Origin of the sequence: Streptomyces sp. NPDC086554 (assembly GCF_040686095.1) — a bacterium.
Classification (GTDB): Bacteria; Actinomycetota; Actinomycetes; order Streptomycetales; family Streptomycetaceae; genus Streptomyces.
Map to the genome: position 1 here is coordinate 205,235 of NZ_JBFBJK010000008.1, position 25,610 is coordinate 230,844.

Annotated in this window: 25 protein-coding genes; 18 read left to right on the plus strand and 7 right to left on the minus strand. The window is 70.6% G+C overall.

Going from position 1 to position 25,610, the window contains the following annotated elements; all coding sequences use genetic code 11:
• Positions 1–139 precede the first annotated feature (139 nt).
• Together AB0O76_RS15595 and AB0O76_RS15600 are read right to left on the minus strand one after the other, a co-directional pair.
• Entirely contained in the window at positions 140–346 is a 207-nt protein-coding gene (locus tag AB0O76_RS15595; protein ID WP_135334516.1) for an acyl-CoA carboxylase subunit epsilon, read from the minus strand.
• Between the two features lie 26 nt (positions 347–372).
• Positions 373–2,019, minus strand: coding sequence for an acyl-CoA carboxylase subunit beta (locus AB0O76_RS15600; RefSeq protein WP_365490303.1), 1,647 nt, complete (start codon positions 2,017–2,019; stop codon positions 373–375).
• A 150-nt stretch (positions 2,020–2,169) separates the two neighbouring features.
• On the opposite strand from AB0O76_RS15600, the gene AB0O76_RS15605 reads away from it, so the two are divergent.
• From AB0O76_RS15605 to hutH, 5 genes are all read left to right on the plus strand, one after another.
• Positions 2,170–3,090, plus strand: a complete 921-nt coding sequence (locus AB0O76_RS15605) for a biotin--[acetyl-CoA-carboxylase] ligase (RefSeq protein WP_365490306.1) — start codon at positions 2,170–2,172, stop codon at positions 3,088–3,090.
• Positions 3,091–3,751: 661 nt separating this feature from the next.
• The gene (locus AB0O76_RS15610) at positions 3,752–4,882 is read left to right on the plus strand and encodes an adenylate/guanylate cyclase domain-containing protein (RefSeq protein WP_365490309.1); all 1,131 of its coding nucleotides are present in this window, start codon (positions 3,752–3,754) and stop codon (positions 4,880–4,882) included.
• Between the two features lie 121 nt (positions 4,883–5,003).
• Entirely contained in the window at positions 5,004–5,801 is a 798-nt protein-coding gene (locus AB0O76_RS15615) for an enoyl-CoA hydratase-related protein (protein WP_365490312.1), read from the plus strand.
• 102 nt (positions 5,802–5,903) lie between these two features.
• Positions 5,904–7,055: a diguanylate cyclase gene (locus tag AB0O76_RS15620; RefSeq protein ID WP_365490315.1), complete on the plus strand. Its 1,152-nt coding sequence runs from the start codon at positions 5,904–5,906 to the stop codon at positions 7,053–7,055.
• A gap of 310 nt (positions 7,056–7,365) precedes the next feature.
• Positions 7,366–8,904: a histidine ammonia-lyase gene (hutH, locus tag AB0O76_RS15625; protein ID WP_365490680.1), complete on the plus strand. Its 1,539-nt coding sequence runs from the start codon at positions 7,366–7,368 to the stop codon at positions 8,902–8,904.
• 85 nt (positions 8,905–8,989) lie between these two features.
• Here the strand turns inward: hutH and AB0O76_RS15630 are convergent, their stop codons facing one another.
• Positions 8,990–9,301, minus strand: coding sequence for a hypothetical protein (locus AB0O76_RS15630; protein ID WP_365490318.1), 312 nt, complete (start codon positions 9,299–9,301; stop codon positions 8,990–8,992).
• A 120-nt stretch (positions 9,302–9,421) separates the two neighbouring features.
• Between AB0O76_RS15630 and AB0O76_RS15635 the strand changes: the two genes are divergently transcribed.
• The 5 genes from AB0O76_RS15635 to AB0O76_RS15655 all read left to right on the plus strand — a co-directional run bounded on the left by AB0O76_RS15635 (position 9,422) and on the right by AB0O76_RS15655 (position 17,074).
• A complete protein-coding gene (locus tag AB0O76_RS15635; RefSeq protein WP_365490321.1) occupies positions 9,422–9,769 on the plus strand; it encodes a hypothetical protein in 348 nt (115 codons plus the stop codon).
• Positions 9,770–10,018: 249 nt separating this feature from the next.
• Positions 10,019–11,278, plus strand: a complete 1,260-nt coding sequence (locus tag AB0O76_RS15640; protein ID WP_365490324.1) for an Ig-like domain-containing protein — start codon at positions 10,019–10,021, stop codon at positions 11,276–11,278.
• A gap of 130 nt (positions 11,279–11,408) precedes the next feature.
• The gene (locus tag AB0O76_RS15645; protein WP_365490327.1) at positions 11,409–12,887 is read left to right on the plus strand and encodes an ABC transporter permease; all 1,479 of its coding nucleotides are present in this window, start codon (positions 11,409–11,411) and stop codon (positions 12,885–12,887) included.
• Positions 12,888–12,945: 58 nt separating this feature from the next.
• A complete protein-coding gene (locus AB0O76_RS15650; RefSeq protein ID WP_365490330.1) occupies positions 12,946–13,635 on the plus strand; it encodes an ABC transporter ATP-binding protein in 690 nt (229 codons plus the stop codon).
• Positions 13,636–13,747: 112 nt separating this feature from the next.
• A complete protein-coding gene (locus AB0O76_RS15655) occupies positions 13,748–17,074 on the plus strand; it encodes a S8 family peptidase (RefSeq protein WP_365490333.1) in 3,327 nt (1,108 codons plus the stop codon).
• Here the strand turns inward: AB0O76_RS15655 and AB0O76_RS15660 are convergent, their stop codons facing one another.
• Positions 17,075–17,452: a nuclear transport factor 2 family protein gene (locus AB0O76_RS15660; protein WP_365490336.1), complete on the minus strand. Its 378-nt coding sequence runs from the start codon at positions 17,450–17,452 to the stop codon at positions 17,075–17,077.
• Between the two features lie 61 nt (positions 17,453–17,513).
• Here AB0O76_RS15660 and AB0O76_RS15665 point away from each other — a divergent pair, with 61 nt between their 5' ends.
• Positions 17,514–17,909, plus strand: a complete 396-nt coding sequence (locus AB0O76_RS15665) for a helix-turn-helix domain-containing protein (RefSeq protein ID WP_365490339.1) — start codon at positions 17,514–17,516, stop codon at positions 17,907–17,909.
• Positions 17,906–18,676, plus strand: coding sequence for an antibiotic biosynthesis monooxygenase (locus AB0O76_RS15670; protein ID WP_365490342.1), 771 nt, complete (start codon positions 17,906–17,908; stop codon positions 18,674–18,676). Before AB0O76_RS15665 ends, AB0O76_RS15670 begins: the two co-directional genes overlap by 4 nt.
• 31 nt (positions 18,677–18,707) lie before the next feature.
• Here AB0O76_RS15670 and AB0O76_RS15675 read toward each other — a convergent pair whose 3' ends face one another.
• Entirely contained in the window at positions 18,708–19,613 is a 906-nt protein-coding gene (locus AB0O76_RS15675) for a helix-turn-helix transcriptional regulator (protein WP_365490345.1), read from the minus strand.
• Positions 19,614–19,731: 118 nt separating this feature from the next.
• Between AB0O76_RS15675 and AB0O76_RS15680 the strand changes: the two genes are divergently transcribed.
• Together AB0O76_RS15680 and AB0O76_RS15685 are read left to right on the plus strand one after the other, a co-directional pair.
• Positions 19,732–20,796, plus strand: a complete 1,065-nt coding sequence (locus tag AB0O76_RS15680; protein ID WP_365490348.1) for an NAD(P)-dependent alcohol dehydrogenase — start codon at positions 19,732–19,734, stop codon at positions 20,794–20,796.
• A 120-nt stretch (positions 20,797–20,916) separates the two neighbouring features.
• Entirely contained in the window at positions 20,917–21,297 is a 381-nt protein-coding gene (locus tag AB0O76_RS15685; protein WP_365490351.1) for a DUF1330 domain-containing protein, read from the plus strand.
• A 30-nt stretch (positions 21,298–21,327) separates the two neighbouring features.
• Here the strand turns inward: AB0O76_RS15685 and AB0O76_RS15690 are convergent, their stop codons facing one another.
• A complete protein-coding gene (locus AB0O76_RS15690) occupies positions 21,328–22,149 on the minus strand; it encodes a helix-turn-helix transcriptional regulator (RefSeq protein ID WP_365490354.1) in 822 nt (273 codons plus the stop codon).
• A gap of 91 nt (positions 22,150–22,240) precedes the next feature.
• Here AB0O76_RS15690 and AB0O76_RS15695 point away from each other — a divergent pair, with 91 nt between their 5' ends.
• Entirely contained in the window at positions 22,241–22,693 is a 453-nt protein-coding gene (locus tag AB0O76_RS15695) for a VOC family protein (protein WP_365490357.1), read from the plus strand.
• Positions 22,694–22,859: 166 nt separating this feature from the next.
• A complete protein-coding gene (locus tag AB0O76_RS15700; RefSeq protein WP_365490359.1) occupies positions 22,860–23,246 on the plus strand; it encodes a VOC family protein in 387 nt (128 codons plus the stop codon).
• Between the two features lie 24 nt (positions 23,247–23,270).
• Here AB0O76_RS15700 and AB0O76_RS15705 read toward each other — a convergent pair whose 3' ends face one another.
• Positions 23,271–24,104, minus strand: a complete 834-nt coding sequence (locus tag AB0O76_RS15705) for an alpha/beta hydrolase (protein ID WP_365490362.1) — start codon at positions 24,102–24,104, stop codon at positions 23,271–23,273.
• 77 nt (positions 24,105–24,181) lie between these two features.
• Here AB0O76_RS15705 and AB0O76_RS15710 point away from each other — a divergent pair, with 77 nt between their 5' ends.
• Together AB0O76_RS15710 and AB0O76_RS15715 are read left to right on the plus strand one after the other, a co-directional pair.
• Positions 24,182–25,084, plus strand: a complete 903-nt coding sequence (locus AB0O76_RS15710; RefSeq protein WP_365490365.1) for an aminoglycoside phosphotransferase family protein — start codon at positions 24,182–24,184, stop codon at positions 25,082–25,084.
• 84 nt (positions 25,085–25,168) lie between these two features.
• Positions 25,169–25,606 carry a helix-turn-helix transcriptional regulator gene (locus AB0O76_RS15715; protein WP_365490368.1) on the plus strand — a complete coding sequence of 146 codons (438 nt, stop codon included), beginning with the start codon at positions 25,169–25,171 and terminating at the stop codon, positions 25,604–25,606.
• The last annotated feature ends 4 nt before the right edge of the window (positions 25,607–25,610 follow it).

The following is a 25,610-nucleotide window of genomic DNA, read 5'->3' on the forward strand; positions in this document are numbered from 1 at the left end:
GGTCTGCCCGTGTTGGGCGTGGGGGGGTGGGTCCGGGGGGGCCCCCCCCCGTCTCCCCCTTTCGGGGGGGGGGGGCGGGGGGGGCGCGGGCCCCCCCCCCCCCCGCCCCCCCGGCCCGTACCGCTCATTTTCTTGTGCCCTACACGGGCCAGTACGTACGCCCCCACGCCGTCGGCCCGGGCGCGGGCATCTTGTCGCGGGCCACCCGCGCGGGGTCCGCCCAGGCGTCGAGGACCGCGGGCGCGCCGGACGGCTGGTTCGCCACCGCCGCGGCGCGCGCCTGGACCACCGCCAGTGCGGCGGCCAGCTCCTCCGGGGTGGGATTGCCCCGTACGACCTTGATCATGAGTGGTCTCCTTGCCGGCGCGCGGTCTACAGGGGGATGTTGCCGTGCTTCTTCGGGGGAAGACTTTCCCGCTTCGTACGCAGCTGACGCAGGCCGCGCACGAGATGCGAGCGGGTCTCCGACGGCATGATCACGGCGTCGATGTAGCCGCGCTCGGCGGCCGTGTACGGGTTGAGCAGCGTGTCCTCGTACTCCTGGATCAGCTGCGCGCGGGTCGCCTCCTGGTCGTCGGCGGCGGCGATCGTGCGGCGGTGCAGGATGTTCACCGCGCCCTGCGCGCCCATCACCGCGATCTGCGCGGTCGGCCAGGCCAGGTTGAGGTCGGCGCCCAGGTGCTTGGAGCCCATGACGTCGTACGCGCCGCCGAACGCCTTGCGGGTGATGACGGTGATCAGCGGGACCGTCGCCTCCGCGTACGCGTAGATCAGCTTGGCGCCGCGCCGGATGATGCCCGTGTGCTCCTGCTCGACGCCCGGCAGGAAGCCGGGTACGTCGACGAAGGTGATGACCGGGACGTTGAACGCGTCGCAGGTGCGGACGAAGCGGGCGCCCTTCTCGGAGGCGTCGATGTTCAGGCAACCGGCGAACTGCGTCGGCTGGTTGGCGACGATGCCCACCGGGCGGCCCTCGATCCGGCCGAAGCCGGTGACGATGTTCGGCGCGAACATCGGCTGCGTCTCGAAGAACTCGGCGTCGTCCAGGACGTGTTCGATCACGCTGTGCATGTCGTACGGCTGGTTGGCGCTGTCCGGGACCAGCGTGTCCAGCTCGCGGTCCTCGTCCGTCAGCTCCAGGTCCGCCTCCTCGGGGAAGGCGGGCGGCTCGCTGAGGTTGTTCGAAGGCAGGTAGGAGAGCAGGGACTTGACGTACTCGATCGCGTCCTTCTCGTCGCCCGCCATGTGGTGCGCGACACCGGATGTCGAGTTGTGGGTGCGGGCGCCGCCGAGCTCCTCGAAGCCGACGTCCTCGCCCGTGACCGTCTTGATCACGTCCGGGCCCGTGATGAACATGTGCGAGGTCTGATCCACCATGACCGTGAAGTCGGTGATGGCCGGGGAGTAGACCGCGCCGCCCGCGCAGGGCCCGACGACCAGGCTGATCTGCGGGATCACGCCGGATGCGTGGGTGTTCCTGCGGAAGATCTCCCCATACATCCCGAGGGCCATGACGCCCTCCTGGATACGGGCGCCGCCGGAGTCGTTGATGCCGATGACCGGACAGCCCGTCTTCAGGGCGAAGTCCATCACCTTGACGATCTTCTGCCCGAAGACCTCGCCCAGGGCGCCGCCGAAGACGGTGAAGTCCTGCGAGAACACCGCCACGGGGCGGCCGTCGACAGTGCCGTAACCGGTCACCACGCCGTCGCCGTAAGGGCGGTTGGCGTCAAGGCCGAAATTGGTCGAGCGGTGCTGGGCGAACTCGTCGAGCTCGACGAAGGAGCCCTCGTCGAGGAGCAGATCGACCCGCTCGCGTGCCGTCAACTTGCCCTTGGCGTGCTGCTTTTCGACCGCGCGAGCGGAGCCGGCGTGCTTGGCCTCCTCGATGCGGCGCTGCAGATCAGCGAGTTTTCCCGCAGTCGTATGGATGTCGATACCGGGGGTGGCGGCGGTGGCGTTCTCGGTATCGCTTGCGGCGCTGGGCACGGGCACGTTGGGCTCTTCCGGCTCGGACATAGGGATGCGGCTCCCTGCCTGCTCAAAGGGGCTATTGGCGGCTTGCGGATGCGGCTTGCGGATGCTGGTGATCTCCGGCTACTGACTCGTAGGGTATCGGCGCGCATACAGATCAGCAGTGCGGCGTTTACCACACCTAAGGTGGCTTGCATGACGCCGCGAGATGCTTCAGACGACGCTTCGGACACCCCTGACGAGACCCCTGACCAGACCCCCGGCGAGGCTTCCGACGCCGGCCGCTGGTCGGACCTGGAAAGGCCACCGCTGAACGCCGCGTCGTTGCGGCGGGCGCTGGTGCGGGAGGGGGGACTGTGGACCTCCCTTGACGTGGTGCCCGCGACGGGGTCCACCAACACGGACCTGGCCGCCCGCGCGGACGAGCTCCCCGAGGGCGCGGTCCTCGTCGCCGAGGAGCAGAGCTCGGGGCGCGGCCGCCTCGACCGCCGGTGGTCGGCGCCGGCCCGCTCCGGGCTCTTCTTCTCCGTACTCCTGAAGCCGGGCGCCGATGTGCCGGTCGAACGCTGGGGGTGGCTGCCGCTGCTCACCGGGGTCGCCGTCGCCACGGGGCTCTCGCGGGTGGCCGGGGTGGACACGGCACTCAAGTGGCCGAACGACCTCCTTGTGACGGTCGGCGGCGAGGAACGGAAGGCGGGCGGGATCCTGGCGGAGCGGGCGGGGGCGGGTGGTGCCGGGGTCGTCGTCGGCGTCGGCATCAACGTCACGCTCCGGGCGGACGAGCTGCCGGTCCCCGGCGCCGGGTCGCTCGCGCTGGCCGGGGCCGCCGGAACGGACCGTGACCCGCTGCTGCGGGCCGTGCTGCGCTCCCTCGACCAGTGGTACACCGACTGGCGCGACGCCGGGGGCGACCCGGCGGCGTCCGGCCTCCAGGAAACGTACGCGGCGGGCTGCGCCACGCTGGGCCGCAAGGTCCGTGCGGAGCTGCCGGGTGATCGGTCGATCACGGGGGAGGCGGTGGCGGTGGACGGCGACGGGCGACTGGTTCTCGCCACCGGGGACGGGGTGCAGGAGCCGGTGGGGGCGGGGGACATTGTGCATGTGCGGGGGGTTTAGGGGGGCGGGGCGGGCCTGCGGCCTTGGACGGGCTGGGGTGGTGCGGTCCGTCTTGGGGCGGGGGCGTGCTCTTGGCCTTGGACGGACTGCGGTGCGGTCCGTCTTGGGCGCGGGGGGCGGCGGTCTGCGCGCCGTCTTCTACCTGGCTGCCCCGGTGCCGGGAGTCGGTCGGGTGGGCGCGGAGGGGGGTGGTCTGTGCGTCGTCTTCTGCCCGGCTGCCCCGGTGTCGGGCGGTCGGTCGGGTGGGTGCGGGGGGTGGTGGTCTGCGCGCGGTCTTCTACCCGGCCACCCCGGTGCCGGGCGGTCGGTCGGGTGGGCGCGGAGGGCGGCGGTCTGCGCGTCGTCTTCTACCCGGCTACCTCGGTGCCGGGCAGTCGGTGGGGTGGGCGCGGAGGGCGGCGGTCTGCGCGTCGTCTTCTACCCGGCTGCCCCGGTGCCGGGCAATCGGGTGGGTGGGTGGGAAAGGCTTGCTCGTGCAGGCGCGACTGCGGGGTATTGGGCGGGTGGGCGGGAAAGGTTGTTCGTCAGCCGTGCTGCCGGTGGGATGAAACGGGGCGGAGGAACAGTCCAAGGCGCCCCGCCAGGCGTGAGCTGGGGCACACCTGCCGTAAAGTTGGCGCCGGTCGATACCTGACCGCGGCAGATCGGAAGGGCAGCAGGCGTGACCGTCGACGACACGGGCTCCGGCTCGGCCGCAGAGCCGCCCGAGCCGCCCTCCAGGGCGGGCGAGGTCGACGAGGAGCCGGAGAAGGACCCCCTCGCCCTGCGCCTCGAAGGGCTGATCCTCGGCGCGGACCGCCGCTACACCCCGTTCCAGGCGGCCCGCAGCGCCGGCGTATCCATGGAGCTTGCCTCCCGCTTCTGGCGGGCCATGGGGTTCCCGGACATCGGACAGGCCAAGGCCCTCACCGAGGCGGACGTACTCGCGCTGCGCCGTCTCGCCGGTCTCGTCGAGGCGGGGCTGCTCAGCGAGGCGATGGCGGTGCAGGTGGCGAGGTCGACCGGGCAGACCACCGCCCGCCTTGCCGAATGGCAGATCGACTCCTTCTTGGAGGGTCTGACGGAGCCGCCCGAGCCGGGCATGACGCGGACCGAAGTGACGTACCCGTTGATAGAGCTTCTCCTGCCCGAGCTGGAGGAGTTCCTCGTGTACGTGTGGCGGCGGCAGCTCGCCGCGGCCACGGGGCGCGTCGTCCAGGCCGCGGATGACGAGGAGATGGTCGACCGGCGGCTCGCCGTCGGATTCGCCGACCTCGTCGGGTTCACGCGCCTCACCCGGCGCATGGAGGAGGAGGAACTCGGCGAGCTCGTCGAGGCCTTCGAGACCACCGCCGCGGATCTTGTCGCGGCGCACGGCGGGCGGCTCATCAAGACGCTGGGCGACGAAGTTCTGTACGCCGCCGATGACGCGGGCACCGCAGCGGAGATCGCGCTGCGGCTCATCGAGACCATGGCCAACGACGAGACCATGCCCGAGCTGCGCGTCGGCATCGCCTTCGGGACGGTCACCACGCGGATGGGCGATGTCTTCGGTACGACGGTGAACCTCGCGAGCCGCCTCACGTCGATAGCGCCTCGGGACGCGGTCCTCGTGGACGGGGCGTTCGCGGTGGAGCTGACGCGTACGGGCGATGCGCCGGCCTCCGAGGCGGAGGCGGCGGAAGCGGCCGCTGCCGCGGAGAAGGAGGGGGAGGAGCCGCCCTCTTATCGGTTTGCGCTGCAGCCGATGTGGCAGCGGCCCGTGCGGGGTCTTGGTGTTGTTGAGCCGTGGACTCTGGCTCGGCGGGGCTGAGCTCCTTCTGTGCCGCCGCTTCGCGGCGGATTTTTCCCGCTCGCCCACCCAGCACTCCGCAGCGGTGACATGATCCTCGTGCAATGCGATAACGATCGTTAACCCCACGTGGAGGAAAGCAATGGGCGGCGAGCAGCGGTACGGGGAATTTGTCGGGGTCCGGCGGCACGGCTACGTCGCCGAACTCGTCCTTGACCGGCCCAAGGCCATGAACGCCGTCTCGACCGAGATGGCCCGCTCCATCGGTGCAGCCTGCGCCGCCCTCGCCGATGACCGCGACGCCCGCGTCGTGGTCCTGACCTCCACCCATGAGCGGGCCTTCTGCGTCGGCGCCGACCTGAAGGAGCGCAATTCCTTCTCCGACGCCGAGTTGGTGCGCCAGCGTCCCACCGCACGGGCCGCCTACACCGGCGTACTGGAACTGCCCATGCCGACCATCGCCGCCGTGCACGGCTTCGCGCTGGGTGGCGGCTTCGAGCTCGCGCTCGCCTGCGATCTCATCGTCGCCGACCCGACCGCCGTGGTCGGGCTCCCCGAGGTGTCGGTCGGCGTCATTCCCGGCGGCGGCGGTACGCAGTTGCTTCCGCGCCGGGTGGGGGCGGCGAGGGCCGCCGAGCTGGTGTTCACCGCGCGGCGCGTGGAGGCGGGCGAGGCGCGGGAGTTGGGGCTCGTCGACCAGCTGGTGGGGGAGGGCGATGACCGTACCGAGGCGCTGGAGCTCGGCGCGCGGATCGCCGGCAACTCGCCCGTCGGGCTGCGCGCCGCCAAGCGCGCCCTGCGCCTGGGGCACGGGCTCGACCTGCGGGCCGGGCTCGAGGTCGAGGACGCGGCCTGGCGCTCGGTGGCCTTCTCCGGTGACCGTGCGGAGGGCGTCGCGGCGTTCAACGAGAAGCGGAAGCCGCAGTGGCCCGGCGAGTAGAAGCAGCGGTCGCCCGGGAGAAGCAGGGGCTGCGGGGGTGACTCCGCACTCTGTGTAATGTTCCGATCGCCCAAAATGTCGTGAATCTCCTAGCCTAGGGAGATGGGAGAGGAAGTCCGGCTGCGGGCCGTGGTGGCGCTTGCGCAGGGTATGGCCGCCGCGCACACCCCACGCGAGTCGTGGCGGGCGGCCGCCGTCGGCGCGTGCCGTGCGCTGTCCGGGAATTTCGCCGCGCTGTCCGTGTGGGAGCGGGACCTGGGGCGGTTGCGGGTGCTCGTGAACGTGGGCGAACGGGCCGAGGGCGAGGAAGAGTTCCCTGAGGGCGAGTCGTATCCGGTGCACGAGTTCCCGGAGATCACCGAGTTCCTGCATGAGCGGTGGGCGGGCGGCGGTGCGCCGCACGCCTGGGTCGAGACGGCCAGGGGGGCCGCGGACGACGGCTCCCCCGGCTACTGCCACCAGCGGGTCGCCGCCCTGCGCAGGCGCGGCCGCGGTGCCTGTGTGGTCGCGCCGATCGTGCTGCACGGGCGGGCGTGGGGCGAGCTGTATGTGGCGCGGCCGGTGGGTGCGCCGGTCTTCGACCGGGCGGACGCGGACTTCGCGACGGTGCTCGCGTCGGTCGTGGCGGCGGGCATCGCGCAGACCGAGCGTCTGGAGGAGGCCCGCCGCCTCGCCTTCACCGACTCGCTGACGGGCCTCGCCAACCGGCGCGCGGTCGATCTGCGGCTTGAGGAGGCGGTGGCGCGGCACCGTGCGGAGGGCGTGGTGGTGAGCCTGGTCGTGTGCGACGTCAACGGCCTCAAGCGCGTCAATGACACCCGGGGGCACGCGGTCGGCGACCGGCTCCTCGAACGCTTCGGCTCTGTGCTCTCGCTGTGCGGGGCGATGCTGCCGGGGACGCTGGCCGCGCGGCTCGGCGGGGACGAGTTCTGCCTGCTCTCGGTGGGGCCCACGGCCGACGAGGTGGTGCGGGTCGCGGACGAACTGTGCGTACGGGCGGCCGAGTTGGAGCTGGGGGAAGGTGTCGCGTGCGGGGTCGCGTCGACGGAGGACCGGATCGGTGAAGTCCGCTCGGGCCGCCGCCTGTTCCGACTCGCGGACGCGGCGCAGTACCGCGCGAAGGCGGCACGCGCGCCGAAGCCGGTGGTCGCGGGCCGCGAGGGCGCGGACGATCCGGTGGTCCGGCTCGCGGATTCGCAGGGAGCGCTGCCGGTGGGGGAGCGGCGGCGGTTCCGGGGGCGGGGGGCGTCGTAGGGACGAGGGTGCGGGGCGTGCGGTGCTGTGCTCGCGGCGGGCAGGGCAGGGCATGTCCATGATCAGTTAAGTGCTCGGCGCCCGAGGTACGGGCTGCGCGGTGCGCCACGCTCGGGGCGCCGGTGTCGGCGACCACGCTCTCGGTGTGGGAGATACGCACGCTGCGCAGCCGGTACGGCGTCGCGTTGCGGGGCGCGCTGGGGCGTGGATGAGGTGACTGCCGTCCCTGGGGCTACGGGTCGGTAAGAGGCTGAGACCGTACTCACCCGTGACAGGCGTCGATTCAATCCGTACGCTGCTGAATATGGATATGCACACCGTGGTCCTGGGGACGTCCGGGACAACCGCAGCGGACGTCATCGCCGTCGCGCGCGGCAACGCCCGCATCGAGCTTTCGGCCGAAGCCGTGACCGCCCTCGCCGCCTCGCGCGAGATCGTCGACGCCCTCGCGGCCAAGCCCGATCCCGTCTACGGCGTTTCGACCGGCTTCGGCGCCCTCGCCACCCGGCACATCGGCCCCGACCTCCGCGCCCAGCTGCAGCGCAACATCGTCCGCTCGCACGCGGCGGGGATGGGCCCGCGCGTCGAGCGCGAGGTGGTCCGCGCGCTGATGTTCCTGCGCCTGAAGACGGTCTGCTCGGGGCACACCGGGGTGCGCCCCGAGGTCGCGCAGACGATGGCCGACGTGCTGAACGCGGGCATCACGCCCGTCGTCCACGAGTACGGCTCCCTCGGCTGCTCCGGCGACCTGGCGCCGCTCAGCCACTGCGCGCTGACGCTGATGGGCGAGGGAGACGCCGAGGGCCCCGACGGCGAGCTGAAGCCCGCGGGCGAGCTGCTCGCCGCGCACGGCATCGCGCCGGTCGAGCTCCGCGAGAAGGAGGGCCTTGCCCTCCTGAACGGGACGGACGGCATGCTGGGCATGCTGGTGATGGCCCTTGCCGACCTCGACGCCCTCTACAAGTCCGCGGACGTCACGGCGGCGCTGACGCTGGAGGCGCTCCTCGGCACCGACAAGGTCCTCGCGCCCGAGCTGCACGCCATCCGCCCGCATCCGGGCCAGGCCGCTTCCGCCGCCAACATGCTTGCCGTCCTTGCCGGTTCGGGCCTGACCGGCCACCACCAGGACGACGCGCCGCGCGTCCAGGACGCGTACTCGGTGCGGTGTGCGCCGCAGGTCGCGGGCGCGGGCCGGGACACGATGGCGCACGCGCGCCTGGTCGCCGAGCGCGAGCTGGCCTCCGCCGTCGACAACCCCGTCGTACTCCCCGACGGCCGCGTCGAGTCGAACGGCAACTTCCACGGCGCTCCGGTCGCATACGTCCTGGACTTCCTCGCCATCGCGGCGGCGGACCTGGGCTCGATCGCGGAACGCCGCACGGACCGTCTCCTCGACAAGAACCGCTCGCACGGCCTGCCGCCGTTCCTCGCGGACGACGCGGGTGTCGACTCGGGCCTGATGATCGCCCAGTACACGCAGGCGGCCCTGGTGAGCGAGATGAAGCGCCTCGCGGTGCCGGCGTCGGCCGACTCGATCCCGTCCTCCGCAATGCAGGAGGACCACGTGTCGATGGGCTGGTCCGCGGCGCGCAAACTCCGCACGGCGGTCGACAACCTGACCCGCATCGTCGCGATCGAGCTGTACGCGGCGACCCGCGCGATCGAACTCCGCGAGGGCCTGGCACCGGCGCCGGCGAGCCGCGCGGTGATCGAGGCGGTGCGCAAGGCGGGTGTGCAGGGGCCTGGACCGGACCGGTTCCTCGCGCCGGACCTGGCGGCGGCGGATGAATTCGTCCGCTCCGGCGGGGTGATCGAGGCGGCCGAGGGAGTCACCGGCCCGCTGGCGTAGCAGCACTTCACCTTCTGGTACGAGAGGGCCCCACCGTCATGTCGTGACGGTGGGGCCCTCTTCGGTGCATCGGATCCGCCGGGGCTCAGTAGGCCGGGCCCCGTCGGTCCCGTCGTACCGAGTGGGCGACGAAGGCCGCTCCCAGGCCCAGGAACGCCGTTCCGCCGATCACGTACGGAGTCGTGTCGACGCCCGCGCCCGTGTCCGCAAGGCGGGCATCGGCGGTGGTGGTCGTCTCCGTGCCGGTGGCGCGGTGCTGCTGTTCGCCGCGGAGGGAGTGGGGGGTGCGTTCCGCGGGCGACTCGTGGCCCGTCGCGTTCGCGGAGGGGATGAAGCACAGGGCGCCGAGAAGGGCCCCCGCGGCTGAGGCGGTCAGCAGCGATCGACGTGCGGACACGGAATCGGATCCCCCTTGTGGCGCTGGCGAATTGGCCGTGTGGGGCGATGGTAGTGAAAGGGATGGCTCGCGGGAAAGTCGCGGGGGCGCGGGGTGCGTGCTGGTCGTACGCTCCGGGGCATGAGTACAGATGAGACATCACGTTTTGTGCGGCTTCGCGTCGAACTCGTCGTCGAGATCGACGACTCCGGCGAGCTGGCCAAGTCCGCGCTCGGCCGCATCGCCGAGGACGAGCACATGCCCGCCGAGGAGCGGCTGCACGCCGAGGCGGCCGTCAAGGAGGACGACGCGGAGGCGCTGGCCTATCTCGTCGACCCGTTCGACCTGGTCAGTCAGGTGCCGGGGGTCGAGCTCTCGCAGGCTTCCTGGAGCAGCGAGCAGATCGAGTACGACCCCGATTCGCCGGATTGGGACCCGGACGAGGATGATGACGACGACGAGGGCGGCGAAGGCGGCCGGGAGCTGTAGCAGAGGGACGGATCGAAGCCGGGGAGGCTGATCCGGAACCGAAGGCCCCGGGTGGCAACCGCCGCCCGGGGTTCTGTCGTCTCAGGGGTGCACGGCTGTTACCGGTGCTCTCGCGCGACGTGGTGTTCCCCACACAATCGGCGGTAGTGGAACGGGACGTACCGGGCAGGACGTTATGCGGGGTTACGGGGACTCCCGACGTTCGTTCTTGGCGTGGTTGGGGATTCGGAAACGATGGAGAAGCGTGTGATGACGGACAGTAGGCGGCTGCGCGGTCGACGCAAGGGGCTCGCGGCCGTGTCCGCCCTGGTCGGCGGCGTTCTGGTGCTCTCGGCCTGCAGCAGCGACGACGGTGGCGACAGTGGTGCCGCCGCCAAGGAGTCGCAGAGCAAGGTCGATGAGGCGGCGGCCAAGAAGTCGTCCGATGCCGACATCAAGATCGCGCCCAAGGACGGGTCCGACAACGCGAGCATCAACAACGCCGCCAAGGTGACCGTGAGCGACGGCAGCCTTACCGATGTGGCCATGACGACCGAGGCCGGTACGGCCGTCGAGGGGCAGATAGCTGCCGACAAGAAGAGCTGGAAGCCCAGCGGCCAGCTCGAGCGCGCGACGACGTACAAGATCACTGCCACCGCCAAGGACTCCGAGGGCCGCAAGGCGCACGAGAACTCGAAGTTCACGACGGTCTCGCCGGCCAACAGCTTCATCGGGAACTTCACGCCCGAGGACGGGTCCACCGTCGGCGTGGGCATGCCGGTGTCGATCAACTTCGACAAGGCGATCAGCAATAAGAAGGACGTTCAGTCCAACATCAAGGTGTCGTCCAGCAGTGGCCAGGAAGTTGTCGGGCACTGGTTCGGGGACAACCGGATCGACTTCCGGCCCGAGAAGTACTGGCAGGGCAACTCCACGGTCACCATGAAGCTGTCCCTGGACGGTGTCGAGGGCGCTGACGGCGTCACCGGCGTCCAGGAGAAGACGGTCCAGTTCAAGATCGCGCGCAACCAGGTCTCCATCGTCGACGCCAAGACGAAGACGATGAAGGTCATGCGGGACGGCAAGGTCGTCAAGACCATCCCGATCTCCGCGGGCTCCCCGGAGAACAAGACGTACAACGGTCAGATGGTGATCTCCGAGAAGTTCAAGGAGACCCGGATGAACGGCGCGACGGTCGGCTTCACGGACGACGACGGCAAGGGCGAGTACGACATCAAGGACGTGCCGCACGCCATGCGCCTGTCGAACTCGGGCACCTTCATCCACGGCAACTACTGGGGCGCGAAGTCCATCTTCGGCGGCGCCAACACCAGCCACGGGTGTGTCGGTCTGGAAGACGCCAAGGGTGCGGGCGACAAGGGCACTCCGGGCGCCTGGTTCTACGACAACTCGATGGTCGGTGACGTCGTGGACGTCCGGAACACCGGCGACAAGACCGTTCAGCCGGACAACGGCTTCAACGGCTGGGTCATGAACTGGGCGGAGTGGAAGGCCGGTTCCGCCGTCTAGAGCCTCGGTCCCGCGCACGTAAGCGGCCCGCACTCCTCAACAGGGGTGCGGGCCGCTGCCGTTGGGCTTCTCATCGTTCTCTTATCCCGCCCTTATCCGTTCATCACGGTGCGTACCTACTTTCACGCACATGTTCTTCACTTACCTGAGGCGCGAGCTGCGCCGCCGCAGAAAAGCGGCCCTCGTCGTGGCCTCCGGACTCGCGCTCGGCATCGCGCTCGTCATCGTCGTCAACTCGGTCTCGTCCGGCATGAAGCAGGCCCAGGGCAAGGTCCTCGAATCGCTCTACGGGCTCGGCACCGACATGACCGTGACCAAGGCGGCCACTCCGCCCAAGGAAGGGAGCGGGCAGAGCGGGCGGCCGCGCTTCAAGTTCGACGCCAAGGGCAAGGACGGTGAGGAGCAGAGCAGTGACCGGGTGATGGTCCAGGGCTTCCAGACGCTGGCTTCGTCGACCGTCGCCGAGGTCGGTGAGCAGGACGGGGTCGCGGACGCCGTCGGCGGTCTGAGCCTGCAGGTCATGAAGGTCGACGGGCGGTTCAAGCAGGGCGAGTTCGAGCAGGCGCCCGGCGGCTCGGGCGGCAATGCACCGCCGCCCGGCGGCGGCACCGATCAGCAGCAGGGCGGCGAGGTGCGCGGTGGCGGCGCCGACTTCGACGTCGACTCTTACAGCGTCTACGGCACCGACGTCGGCAAGCTCGGCCTCGGCCCGCTGACCTCATCCAAGATCACCGAGGGGCGTACGTTCACGGGGTCGGAGTCGGACGCCAAGGTGGCCGTCGCCGACGCCTCGTACGCCAAGGAGAAGAAGCTCTCCGTGGGCGACACGGTCACGATCTCCGGGACGAAGATCAAGGTCGTCGGCATTGCCACGCCCGACAGCGGGGACGCCGCCGCCGATCTCTACGTCCCGCTCAAGCGCGCGCAGACCCTCGCCGACTCGAAGAACAAGATCACGACGGTGTACGTCAAGGCGGCGGACTCGCAGCAGATCGGCGCCGTCAAGAGCGCCATCCAGAAGAACATCTCCGGTACGACGGTGACGACTTCCGCCGATCTCGCCGACACCGTCTCCGGCTCCCTGTCCACCGCGTCCGACCTCGCGTCCAGCGTCGGCAAGTGGCTGTCGATCGCCGTGCTCGTCGCGGCGTTCCTGGTGGCCGGACTGCTCACCTCCTCCGCCGTCAGCCGCCGCGTACGGGAGTTCGGCACCCTGAAGGCGCTCGGCTGGAAGAGCGGCCGGGTGACCCGGCAGGTCGTCGGCGAGGCGGTCGTCAACGGCCTGGTGGGCGGCGCGCTCGGCATCGCCGTCGGCCTCGGCGCCGCGTATGTGGTGACCGCGATCAGCCCCACCCTGACCGCCGAACTCGGCTCCGGCGGCGGGCAGTCGGGCGGCGGCCTCACGGTCGGCGGTCCCGGCGGCCCCAGTGGCGGCCTCGGCCAGGCGGCGTTGAAGGCTCTGGACATCTCGCTTACCGCGCCGGTCAGCACCACCACCATCGCGCTCGCCGTCGGCCTCGCCGTTGCCGGCGGTCTCATAGCGGGCGCCTTCGGCGGGTGGCGTGCCTCGCGGCTGCGGCCCGCGGACGCTCTGCGCCGCGTCGAGTAGGCGGCCGAGCTCACCGCTCCCGGCCGCCAACCCCCTTACGTATCGCAGGAGTCACACCATGTATCAGCTCAAAGGCGTCACCAAGCAGTACCTCAGGGGCAGGGAGACCGTCGACGCGCTCGCCGGGGTCGACCTGGCCATCGGCGACGGTGACCGGCTCGTCATCCAGGGCCCGACGGGCGGCGGCAAGTCCACGCTCCTGCAGATGCTCGGCGGGCTCGACCGGCCGACGTCCGGCAGTGTCGAGCTCGACGGGGTCGATCTGGCCGCGCTGCCCGAGGCGCGGCTCACCAAGGTCCGCGCCGAGTCCATCGGCTTCGTCTTCCAGTCCTTCAACCTCATCCCCACGCTCAGCGCCCAGGAGAACGTCGAGACGGCGCTCGTCCCGCTGGGGCTCCGTGCTGCCGACCGGCGTGAACGCGCCGCCGATGCCCTGGAGTCGGTGGGTCTGGGAGAGCGCCGAAGCCATCTGCCCGCCGAGCTCTCCGGCGGTCAGCAGCAGCGCGTCGCCATCGCCCGCGCCCTGGTCAAGCGGCCGAAGGTGCTGCTCGCCGACGAGCCGACCGGCAATCTCGACGAGTCGATGCGCGACGAGATCATGGAGCTTCTCGAAGGGCTGTGGAAGGAGCACGGCCTGACGTTCGTGATGGTCACGCACGACAGCGCGATCGCCCGGAAGGCGCCGCGCGTGGCGACGATCCGCAAGGGCCTGATCAAAGTCACCGAGAACGCGCCGACACCGAACTGACACCAACTCACCACTTCTGTCTCCCTATTGAGCAGGTGTTCGAGGATCGGCATACTTCCTCCTCCAAGGGGCGATAGCTCCTTAACCTCCAGGGGGAGACTTGCGCAGAAAAGTGAAGAGAGCCTTCGGGGCCACGGTCGCCACTGCGGCGACCGTGGCCCTCGCCGCGGGCATGACCAGCCCGACAGCGGCGGCCGACCCGCTCAAGGACCTAGAGACCGCACAGGCCGCACAGGCCACCCGGACCGCGCACCGCATCACGCTGATCACCGGCGATCGCGTCGCCGTCGACGCGAAGGGCCGCGTGACCGGCTTCGAGCGGGTGAAGGGGCGGGAGCGGATACCCGTACTGACCAAGCGCGTCGGCGGGCACACACTGGTGATCCCGGCCGACGCACAGCGTCTGATCGCCACCGGGAAGCTCGACCAACGGCTTTTCGACGTCACCGAGTTGAGCAAGAAGGACAACCGCAGGGCCCAGCAGAAGGGCCTCAAGCTGATCGTCGGCTACCAGGGTGCCGCCGCCGGTGCCAGGTCGGATGTGCGGGCCGCCGGTGACACGACCGTACGCCGGACCCTGAAGACCCTGAATGCCGACGCCATCACGACCCCGAAGCAGGACGCCACCGACCTGTGGTCCGCGCTCGTCCCGGGGAAGGGGCAGTCCACCGCCACCGGCGTCAGCCGCGTCTGGCTGGACGGCGTACGCAAGGCGAGCCTCGACAAGAGCGTGCCGCAGATCGGCGCACCGAAGGCGTGGGAGGCCGGGTTCGACGGCAAGGGTGTGAAGGTCGCCGTCCTGGACACCGGCGTCGACGCCACGCACGCCGACCTGAAGGACCAGGTCGTCGGCGCGAAGAACTTCACCCCGGCGCCGGACGCCACGGACCACTACGGCCACGGCACGCACGTCGCGTCCATCGCGGCGGGCACGGGCGCGAAGTCCGGCGGCAAGTTCAAGGGCGTGGCGCCCGGCGCCAAGCTCCTCAACGGCAAGGTCCTCGACGACACCGGCTCCGGTGAGGACTCCGGGATCATCGCGGGCATGGAGTGGGCGGCCGACCAGGGCGCCGACATCGTCAACCTGAGCCTCGGCGGCCCTGACACCCCCGGCGTCGACCCGCTCGAAGCCGAGGTCGAAAAGCTCTCCGCGGAGAAGGGCATCCTCTTCGCGATCGCCGCGGGCAACGACGGGGCGCCCGGCAGCGTCGGCTCGCCCGGCAGCGCGGACTCCGCGCTCACCGTCGGCGCGGTCGACGACAACGACAAGCTGGCCGACTTCTCCAGCCAGGGCCCGCGCGTCGGCGACGGCGCCATCAAGCCCGACGTGACGGCACCCGGCGTGGACATCACGGCGGCCGCCGCTCCCGGCAGCGTCATCGAGAAGGAGGTCGGCCAGAAGCCCGAGGGCTATCTGACGATCTCCGGTACGTCGATGGCGACCCCGCACGTCGCGGGCGCCGCGGCGCTGCTGAAGCAGCAGCACCCGGACTGGACGTACGCAGAGCTGAAGGGCGTGCTGACCGCGTCCACGAAGGGCGGCAAGTACACGCCGTTCCAGCAGGGTTCGGGGCGCATCGCCGTCGACAGGGCGATCAAGCAGTCGGTCGTCGCCGAGCCGGTCTCCGTCAGCTTCGGCACGCAGGCGTGGCCGCACACCGACGACAAGCCGGTCACCAAGAAGGTGACGTACAAGAACCTCGGCAAGGAGGACGTCACCCTCGACCTTGCGGTGACGGCCACCAACCCCAAGGGCGACCCGGCCCCGGCCGGCTTCTTCAAGCTCGGCGCGAAGACCGTCAAGGTCCCCGCGGGCGGCACGGTGGCGGTCGACCTGACCGCCGACTCCAAGCTGGGCGGCACCGTCGACGGCGCGTACTCCGCGTACGTCGTGGCGACCGGCGGCGGGCAGTCCGTGCGCACGGCGGCCGCCGTCGAGCGCGAGGTCGAGTCGTACGAGCTGACCCTGAAGCACATCGGGCGCGACGGGCAGGCCCCGAAGTACTACGACAGCGACCTGGAGGGTGTTTCCGGGCTCGCAGCGGACAAGTCGTTCAATCCGTTCGACGCGTCGGGCACGGTCAAGCTCCGTGTCCCCAAGGGCGGTTACCTGCTCAACACGAGCATGTACGCCGACCCGGCCGACTTCACCAAGGGCGCCGACTGGATCGCCCAGCCGAAGCTGAGCATCACCAAGAACACCACGGTGACGCTGGACGCGCGCACGACGAAGCCGGTGGACATCACCGTCCCGTCGGCGGACGCCAAGTCGTACTTCGCATCGCCCGACTACACGGTCGACACGGCCCGCGGCAGCTACTCCTTCGGCTGGTTCCTGGACGCGTACACCGACTTCCGCGCCGCGCACCTGGGTCCGCAGGTCACCGACGGCTCGCTGCACCAGCAGTGGGACGGCCACTGGGTCAAGGGTGACGACGCCGAGTACGACATCGTGCTCGGGGGCAAGGTCAAGCAGGTCGCCACCGGATACACCAAGCACTTCAAGGCGTCCGAACTGGCCACGGTGAAAGCGAACTTGGGCGCGTCCACCAAGGGCAAGAAGGGCGCGATCGGCGCTCTGGGGTACCTTCCCGGCAGCTCGGGCGGCTCCTCGATCAGCATTCCGCAGCCGCTGCCCGGCACCCGGACGCTGTACCTCTCCACGGCCGACGACGTGAAGTGGGGCATGAACTTCGAGCAGCAGGCCGGTCTCGACCCGGACGGCTGGCCGATCCTCGACGCGGTCTACTCGCTGGGCGCGGCGCAGAAGTTCACCGGTGGCAAGAGCTACGAGAAGACGTTCAACACGGCCGTCTTCGGTCCGCGCATCGGCGGCGAGTTCGGCGTCACCCGCGAGGGCAACGAGATCGGCGGCTATCTGCCGCTGTTCGCCGACGGCAAGACGCATGCGGGTTCCTCGCTCTACTCGTCGGTGAAGACCACCCTCTACAAGGGCTCCACCAAGATCGGCGAGAACGATGACCCGCTGGTCGGCGGCGCCACCTTCAAGGTCCCGGCGGCCGAGGCCGAGTACAAGCTGTCGACGTCCGTGAAGCGCAGCGTCAAGGTGGCGGCCGCCTCCACGCGCATCGACGCGAGCTGGACGTTCCGCTCCAAGAAGGCCGACAACGCGAAGCTGCCGGTCTCCACGGCGCGGTTCGCGCCGGCGGTCGACCTGAGCAGTGCGGCGGCGGCCGGACAGACCCAGTCCGTGCCGGTCTCGGTGCAGGGCGCGGCGGCGGGCTCGAACCTCAAGTCCCTTGCGGTGTACGTGTCGTACGACTATGGCCAGACCTGGAAGAAGGCCACCGTCAGCGGCGGAAAGATCTCCGTGAAGAACCCGGCGGCGGGCAAGGGGATCTCCTTCCACGCCAAGATCGCGGACAAGAAGGGGAACAAGTCGACGGTGTCGATCTACAACGCCTACTACGGAAAGTAGCTAGCCGTTGAGGCCCGGCGCGGCGCCGAAAGGGCTGTCGATCACATATCGCCAGTGTCCGTCGGTGCCGCGCCTCGCCACGTCCGTGGCCGTGGACCGCACGACGCCCTCGATCTCCCAGTCGACGACGAGCAGCGCGATGTCGCCGGAGACGTGAACGTGCCGGGGGCGCACCGCGATCGGCAGGCCGATCGCGAGGAACGGGCCGTTCTCCTTCGCGATCTCCGCGAGCCCGTGCACCGCGTCCCCCGACTCCGGCACGAAGGCGGCACGCTCCTCGTACAGCTCGTGCACCGCCTGGGGATCCCCGCTGTTGAACCGCTCCGCGAAGGCTGCGGGAACGTCCTCGGCACGGGTGGGAAGCGCCATCGACGACATGTGTAACCCTCCTGGAGTGGATCGGAGTGGACCGGTGCCGGCAACAGTAGGAGGCGTCCTCGTGACTCACCGAACGGTAAGCCAGGGGCTCCCCGACGACCCCAGGGCGCGGGTCACCGCGCCCACCCCCGCCTGCCCCGTGGAGATCGCCCTCGCCGCCCTGCGCGGCCGCTGGACCACCTTGATCGTCCGCGAACTCCTTCGCGCCGACTCCTACGCGTACAGCGAACTTGCCTCCACGCTCCCGGAGTTGTCGGACAAGGTACTGACCGAGCGGCTCTCCCAGCTGGTCTCCGCGGGTGTCATCCTGCGCACCCGCACACCCGGCTGGCCCCCCACGGTCAGTTACGAACTCACCCCCCACGGCAGAGAACTGGGCCCGGTCCTGCAAGCCCTGTGGGACTGGGGAGCACGCGTGCCGGCACCATCCACCGCAGAGGAAGCCGACGTCACATGACCGCCCACACCGTCGAGTACATCCGCTATCGCATCCCGCCCGAGCGTTCCGCCCAGTTCCTGGCCGCGTACACCCGCGCCGCGGCCCCGCTGGCCGCCGCCCCGCAGTGCGTCGACTACGAACTCACGCGATGCGAGGAGGACTTCGAGCACTACATCCTGCGCATCACCTGGACGTCGACCAAGGATCACCTGGAGGGCTTCCGGGGCTCGGAGCTCTTCCGTGACTTCTTCGCGGAGATCCGGCCGTACGTCGAGAACATCGCGGAGATGCGCCACTACACACCCACCGCCGTGCGCGGCACGGGCGCCTCGACGCCGACCCTGTACACATGGGCGGGCGGAGAGGAGAACTTCGAGCGCCTGACGGAGATCTTCTACGACAAGGTCCTCAAGGACGACCTCCTCGCGCCGCTCTTCGACGGCCTGCCCGTCGAGCACGCCCGGCACGTCGCCCAGTGGCTCGGCGAGGTCTTCGGCGGCCCCACCACCTACTCGCAGGAGCACGGCGGTCACTCCCACATGGTCGGCAAGCACCTCGGCAAGGGCATCACCGAGCCGCAGCGCCGCCGCTGGGTCAACCTGATGCAGGACGCGGCGGACGACGCCGGCCTGCCGACGGACGCCGAGTTCCGGTCCGCCTTCGTCGCCTACATCGAGTGGGGCACCCGCCTCGCGCTGTACTTCTCGGGGCCGGACGCCACCCGCCCCACCGACCAGCCCGTGCCGCTGTGGAACTGGGGAGCGGCGCCGCCCTACCAGCCGTGAAGCCGCCTCTTTTCGGTGCGGGGGCGGGCGCCTACTTCCCGGTGCCCGCCCCGGCCCGCGTCGCGTCCGCTCCCCAGCTGGCGAGCAGGCGCAGCGCGTCGGCCGACGCCGAGTCCGGCTGCGCGTGGTACGTGACCAGTGACTGATCGTGGTCGTCGGGCAGCCGCAGCGTCTCGAACGAGAGCGTGAGCTCGCCCACCAGGGGATGGCGCATGCGCTTGCTGCCGTGCCCCTTCTCCTTCACGTCATGCGTGGCCCACAGGCTCCTGAACTCCTCGCTCTTCACCGAGAGTTCGCCGACCAGGGCGGAGAGCTGCGGGTCGTTCGGGAAGCAGCCCGCGTCCATCCGCAGGAAGGCCACGATGTCCGTCGCCTTCTGCTCCCAGTCCACGAACAGCTCGCGCGACGCGGGGTGCAGGAAGCAGATCCGCGCCCAGTTCCGCTCCTCCTGCGGCAGAGCGCCCCAGTCGCCGAAGAGCGCGGCCGCCATGCGGTTCCAGCCGAGGATGTCCGAGCGGCGGCCCACCACATAGGCGGGTACGCCGTCCATCGCGTCCATCAGGTGCCGCAGCGCGGGCCGCAGCTGCTGGGCGCGGGCGGCCCGCTTCTTCTTGTGCTGCTTGGGCTTGGCCAGATGCGTCAGATGAGCGTGCTCGGCGTCCGTGAGGCGCAGGGCGCGGGCGATCGCGTCCAGGACCTCGCCCGAGACATTGCGGCCGTTGCCCTGCTCCAGGCGCGTGTAGTACGCCACGGAGACCCCGGCGAGCTGCGCCAGCTCCTCGCGGCGCAGCCCCGGCACCCGCCGGTGCCGCCCGAAGTTCGGCAGGCCGACGTCCTCGGGCTGCAGCCGGGCCCTGCGGGTGCGCAGGAACTCGCTGAGCTCGGCACGCCCGTCGAGTGGTCCGGGGGCGGGGGACGGCGTCGGCTCGGCTTCCATGCATTCCAGTATCCAGGGTCGTACGCGGCGCAGCCTGTCCCCGTCAGTAGTAGGACCACTGGACGTAGGCAGAGCTGTGACCTGGGTAGATGTCCGCGAGGCTGGCACGGTTGACGACATGACCGCACTGACAAGCACCTCCAGCACCACCGTTTCCGCTTACGCCGCCCCGTCCGCCAAGGCCCCCCTGGAGCGGACCACCGTCCCGCGCCGCCCGGTGGGCGCGACCGACGTACTGATCGACATCAAGTACGCCGGCATCTGCCACTCGGACATCCACCAGGCGCGCGACGGCTGGGGCGAGGGCATCTTCCCGATGGTCCCGGGCCACGAGATCGCCGGTGTCGTCACCGAGGTCGGCTCCGCCGTCACCAAGTTCGCCGTCGGCGACCGCGTCGGCGTCGGCTGCATGGTCGACTCCTGCCGCGAGTGCGAGAACTGCAAGGCGGGCCTTGAGCAGCACTGCCTCAACGGCAATGTCGCCACGTACAACGCGATCGGCAAGGACGGTGAGCCCACCTACGGCGGCTACTCCACGCACGTCGTCGTCGACGAGGCCTTCACCGTCCGCATCCCCGACGGCCTGTCCCTGGACGAGGCCGCGCCGCTGCTGTGCGCGGGCATCACCACGTACTCGCCGCTCAAGCACTGGGGCGCCGGCCCGGGCAAGAAGGTCGCCGTGATCGGCCTCGGCGGCCTGGGCCACATGGGCGTCAAGATCGCGCACGCGCTCGGCGCGGAGGTCACCGTCCTCTCGCAGTCCCTGCGCAAGAAGGACGACGGCCTGAAGCTGGGCGCCGACCACTACTACGCGACCAGCGACCCGAAGACCTTCGAGGACCTCGCGGGCTCCTTCGACGTGATCCTCTCCACGGTGTCCGCGCCGCTGGACTTCGGCGCCTACCTGGGCCTGGTCAAGACGGGCGGCGCTCTGGTGAACGTGGGCGCCCCCGAGGAGCCCATCGCCCTCAACCTGTTCTCCCTGATCGGCGGCAACAAGACCCTCGCCGGTTCGATGATCGGCGGCATCGCCGAGACGCAGGAGATGCTCGACTTCTGCGCGGTGCACGGGCTCGGCGCCGAGATCGAGATCATCGACGCTGACCAGATCAACGACGCGTACGAGCGCGTCATCAACTCCGAGGTGCGCTACCGCGTCGTGATCGACACCGCCACGATCTGACGCCGCGGCCGGGACCGGCATTACCCCGGACGTCATCGACGGCGTGGGCGCGCCCCGGCAGGATCGGATCCATCGAAATCCATCGAACCGATCCGCACGGAACGCGTCCAGGAGGACCCCATGAGCGCCTACGCCATCGCCCACCTGCGCCCCACCGAAGAGCCCGGCGAGGACGTCTTCACGTACATCGAACGGATCCAGGCGACCCTGGATCCGTTCGACGGCCACTTCCTGGTCCACGGCGGCCAGTTGGAGGAACTCGAAGGCTCCTGGCCGGGCTATGTCGTCGTCATCGCCTTCCCGGACCGGGCCGCCGTCCGCGACTGGTACGAGTCGGCGGCCTACCAGGAGATCCTGCCGTACATCCTGCCGCTCGTTGGCCGCGAGCGGTTCGGCAGGCGGCACCCGGTCGACGAGCACCAAATGGCGTACGTGATCGCGCAGTTGGAGCCGGAGAGCCGAACCTATCTTTCCGGACGCTCCGGTGAGGGCGACGGCTGAGGGAGTCAGGGTGTCGGTCATCCGCCGATGCTAGATCGGCGCCGGCGCCGGTGTGTGGACCAGCAGCGAGCCGGGCGCGCTGCCGGCCGGGGTGAGCAGGGTGACCGTGTAGGTCAACTGCCCTTTCTTGCTGGTGACTTCGATCGTACGAGGAGCGAAACCGCCCACCGAGCGGCATGCCCACCAGTGCGCGAGGTCGGGTCGTGTGGCGTGCAGGCGCTCGGTGAGGGCGCGTACGCCGTCGTCTCCGGGGAGGGTGTCCGCGTGGGCGCGGAAGTGGCGGTGCAGGTCCTGCGCGAAGGGCTCCCATGCGGGCAGCAGACGCTGGTGGTCCGGGTCGTCGATGAGCAGGAGCAGCAGGTTGCGCCGGTCGGCGGGCAGGCGGCCGGGGTCGGGCCACAGCGTGCCGTACGCGGTGTTCCACGCCGTGATGGTGAGGTCTGGGGCGAGCAGCAGGGCGGGCGAGTCCGGCCAACTGTCCATCATCGTACGGAGGTTGCCGTTGTCGTTGTCGTGCTCCGGGGCGCCGGTGATTGCTGGATCGAGCGTGGTGCGCGGCGGCGCGAACCCCGCGAGGGCCAGCACATGGCGGTGCGCGTCGGCGTCGAGGCGGAGGGTGCGGCTCACCGCGTCGAGCACCTGCCGCGAGGTGTCCACACGGCCCTGCTCCAGCCAGGTGTACCAGGCGACCCCGACCCCGGAGAGCGCGGCCACCTCCTCGCGGCGCAGCCCCGGGGTGCGGCGGCGCGCGGTGGCGGGAAGCCCGACCTCGCCCGGCGCGAGCCGCTCACGGTGCGCCCGCAGGAATGTGCCCAACTCGCCACGCCGGGCGGTCTCTTCCGCGGTGGTCATGGATGCAGCGTAATCCGGGCAGCCTGATACTCCTGGTCACCCCATCATCGCCGTACTGGCTGCGGAGGGCGCCGCCCGCGAGCCTGAACGCATGACGAAGAGCCCTGAACGCGAACACCCCTCCGACGGCGCCGTCATGTGGCGCCGCTCCACCGACTCATCGGCCCTGACCGAGCCCCGCACCTTCGTACGGGTCTTCACGGGCCCCGGCACCCTGGAGTCCGTCACTGCCTTCTACGAGCAACTCCTGGGTGTGGAACGGGACATGTGGTTCACGTACCCCGATCTGAATCTCGGGCTCGCGGCGGTCGGCGGCTTCCTGCTGATCGAGGGCACGGACGAGAGCGTGGTGCCCTTCCGGGCCACGGCGGGCACGCTCCTCGTGGACAGCGCGCAGAAGTATCTGGACCGTCTGACGGCCGCGGGCGCCGAGATCACCGACCCCCTGAAGCCGGTGCCGACCGGCGCGGGATTCAGCGCGCGGCACCCCGACGGGACGGTGATCGAGTACGTCGAGCACCGCCCGGCCCCGGACGGGCGTTAGGCCATGCGAGTGGCCGGATGTCGCCTCGGACCGCGGCCCTAGTTCGCATTGCGCACCAGGTGGGGGGCCGTGTGGCCGATGCCGGGAGGCCTGCGCGGGCCTAGTGTCGAAGATGTCAGCACAGACACTTCAGACGCGGAATCCGGACGTGGAGAGAGGTCGCACGATGTCCATCGAACTGAACCACACCATCGTCACAGCCAAGGACAAGAAGGCGTCCGCGCAGTTCCTGGCCGACATGCTCGGCCTGGAGGTCAGTCCCCAGTTCGGTCCGTTCTTTCCCGTGGCGATCCCCAACGGCGTGACGCTGGACTACATGGACAGCGACGGCGGGCCCATCACGCCCCAGCACTACGCCTTCCTGGTGTCCGAGGACGAGTTCGACGCCATCTTCGGCCGCATCAAGGACGCGGGCCTCACCTACTGGGCCGACCCGTACCACAAGATCGTCAACGAGATCAACACCAACGACGGCGGCCGTGGCGCCTATTTCGACGACCCGAACGGCCACAGCCTGGAGATCTTGACGAGGCCGTACGGCAGCGGGAAGTAGGGCCCCGAAGGGGCGCGGGGAACCCTAGCCCGAGGTCTCCGACAGAAAGTCAAGGACGAGCGGGGTCGCCACCCCCGCGAACTCCTCGAAGTACGCATGCCGCGCCCCCGCGAGCAGCCGCATCCGCGCATCCGGGATGCGCTCGGCGAGCAGGGGCGCGTTGGCGGTCGGGTTGAACAGATCGTCCGTGCCGTGCACGACGAGCGTCGGCGCCGCGATCCGCGGCAGCGCGTCCCAGGCGTCGTGCCGGGCGCCGGCCCGCAGATGGCGGCGGCGGGTGTACGGGGGCATGGTCGGGTCGCCGAGGGTGTGGAACACCGACTGCTCACCCTGCCGGGCGATCCAGCCGGGCGTGTACATCAGCTCCAGCAGGGACCGCCGCGCGGCGGCGCCATCGGCCTGGCTGAGGGCGGCGCGCACCTCGGGCCCCCGCTCGACGCCGTGCGGCGCCCCCGGCGACGTACACCCGAGGACGAGCCGGTCGACCCGCCCGGGGTGGTCGGCGCCGAGCCTTCCCCAAGCTCTCGGCTGCGCTCGAGCAGGGGAGACCCCATCGGCAACGCGGCCACCCATCGACGTGCCGTACACATGCGCGCGGTCGATCCCCGCGTGATCGAGTACGGCGACGACGTCGCGGGCGAAGCCGGGTGTGCTGTACGTGTCGGTGTCGGGGCGGCCGCTCTCGCCGGTGCCGCGCCAGTCGAGTACGACGGTCCGGTGCGCGGCGGCGAAGTCGTCCCGTACCGGGTCCCACCAGCGGCGGCTGTTGGACTGGCCGCTCAGCAGGACCAGGGGCCGGCCGGAGCCGTGGACTTCGTAGTGCAGGGCGGTGCCGTCGGCGGCTTGGGCGAGGGGCATGGGGAAACGTAATCACACGGTCCCCTCAGGCCCTCGATCACACGGTCCCCTTAGGCCCCCGCCCCTAGGGTGCCGGAATGATCGAGACACCCCAGGGCTTCGCCGCGAGCACCGTCCAGCGGGAGGGCGAGCGCGGCCGCGCATGGCTCGCGACGCTGCCGGAGCTGGCCGAAGAGCTGCTCCGGCGCTGGGACTGCGTACCGACCGAACCGGTGACCCACGGGCAGGTCGGCATCATCGTCCCCGTGCGGCGCAGCGATGACGGGACGCCCGCCGTCCTGAAGATCTCCTTCCCGCACCCCGGCAACGTCCACGAGCCGGACGCCTTCGCGGTGTGGGCGGGCCGGGGCGCCGTCCGCCTCTACGAACGGGACGACGCACGGTTCGCGATGCTCGTCGAGCGGGCGGGCCCCGGCTCGCTCGCCGATGTGCGGGACGCCGATGAGGCGCTGACGGCGGCGGGCCTGCTCGCGCGGCGTCTTGCCGTTCCCGCGCCCTCGGAGCTGCCCCGGATGAGCGCGCGGTGCGACGAGTGGGAGCAGGAACTGCGCGACAACAACAAGGAGTTGGGCTCACCGCTGGCCTCCCGCCTGCTCGACTTCGCGCTCGGCACCCTGCGCGAACTGGGCCCCGACCAGCCCGACACCCTCATCCACGGCGACCTGCACGTCGGCAACGTACTGAAGGGCGAGCGGGAACCCTGGCTGGCCATCGACCCCAAGGGGTACGCGGGCGACCCGGCGTACGACGCGATCACGCTGCTCCACCACCGCTTCGAGGACCTGCTCACCGCCACCGACCCCAAGTCCGCGGCCCTGCGCCGCCTCGCCGTCTTCTCGGACGCCGCCGGGGTCGAACGGGAGCGGTCCCGCCGATGGACGCAGGCCAGGGCGGTGACCATGGCGTACTGGGGGCGGCTGCACGGCGACCCGCAGTGGCGGGTGATGGCGGCGGACGGCCTGGCGGAGGCGCTGGCGTAGGAGCACCCCTCCCGGCACCGGGATTTCGCCGGGGGCAGAACGCTGATCGCTTCCGCGTACGCGCGCGGCTCCTACCCTGAAGAGGTGAGCAGCGAAGAGCGGAACCACCAGTCGGAGCAGGCCCCGCCGAGCGAGCAGGGGGCCCGCGTCATCCCGTTGCGCCCGCGCCCGCAGACAGCGGGGCGGACGCGGCCGGGCACCGCCCCCGTACGGACAACTCCCGTGCCCCCGGCGGCGAAAGAGCCCCTGTGGCGGGACATCATCGGTGACGTGCTGCGCCGCGAGCGCCTCGCTCAGGAACGTACGCTCAAGGATGTCGCCGAGGCGGCCCGCATCTCGATGCCGTACCTCTCCGAGCTGGAGCGCGGCCGCAAGGAGGCTTCATCCGAAGTCCTCGCGGCCGGCGCCCGCGCGCTCGGCCTGAGCCTGGCGGACCTGCTCTCCCTGGCCCAGACCGAGTTGACCCGCCACGCCCAGCCGTCGACGCGCCCGCGCCAGGGAGACATCCGCCTGGCCGCGTAACTCC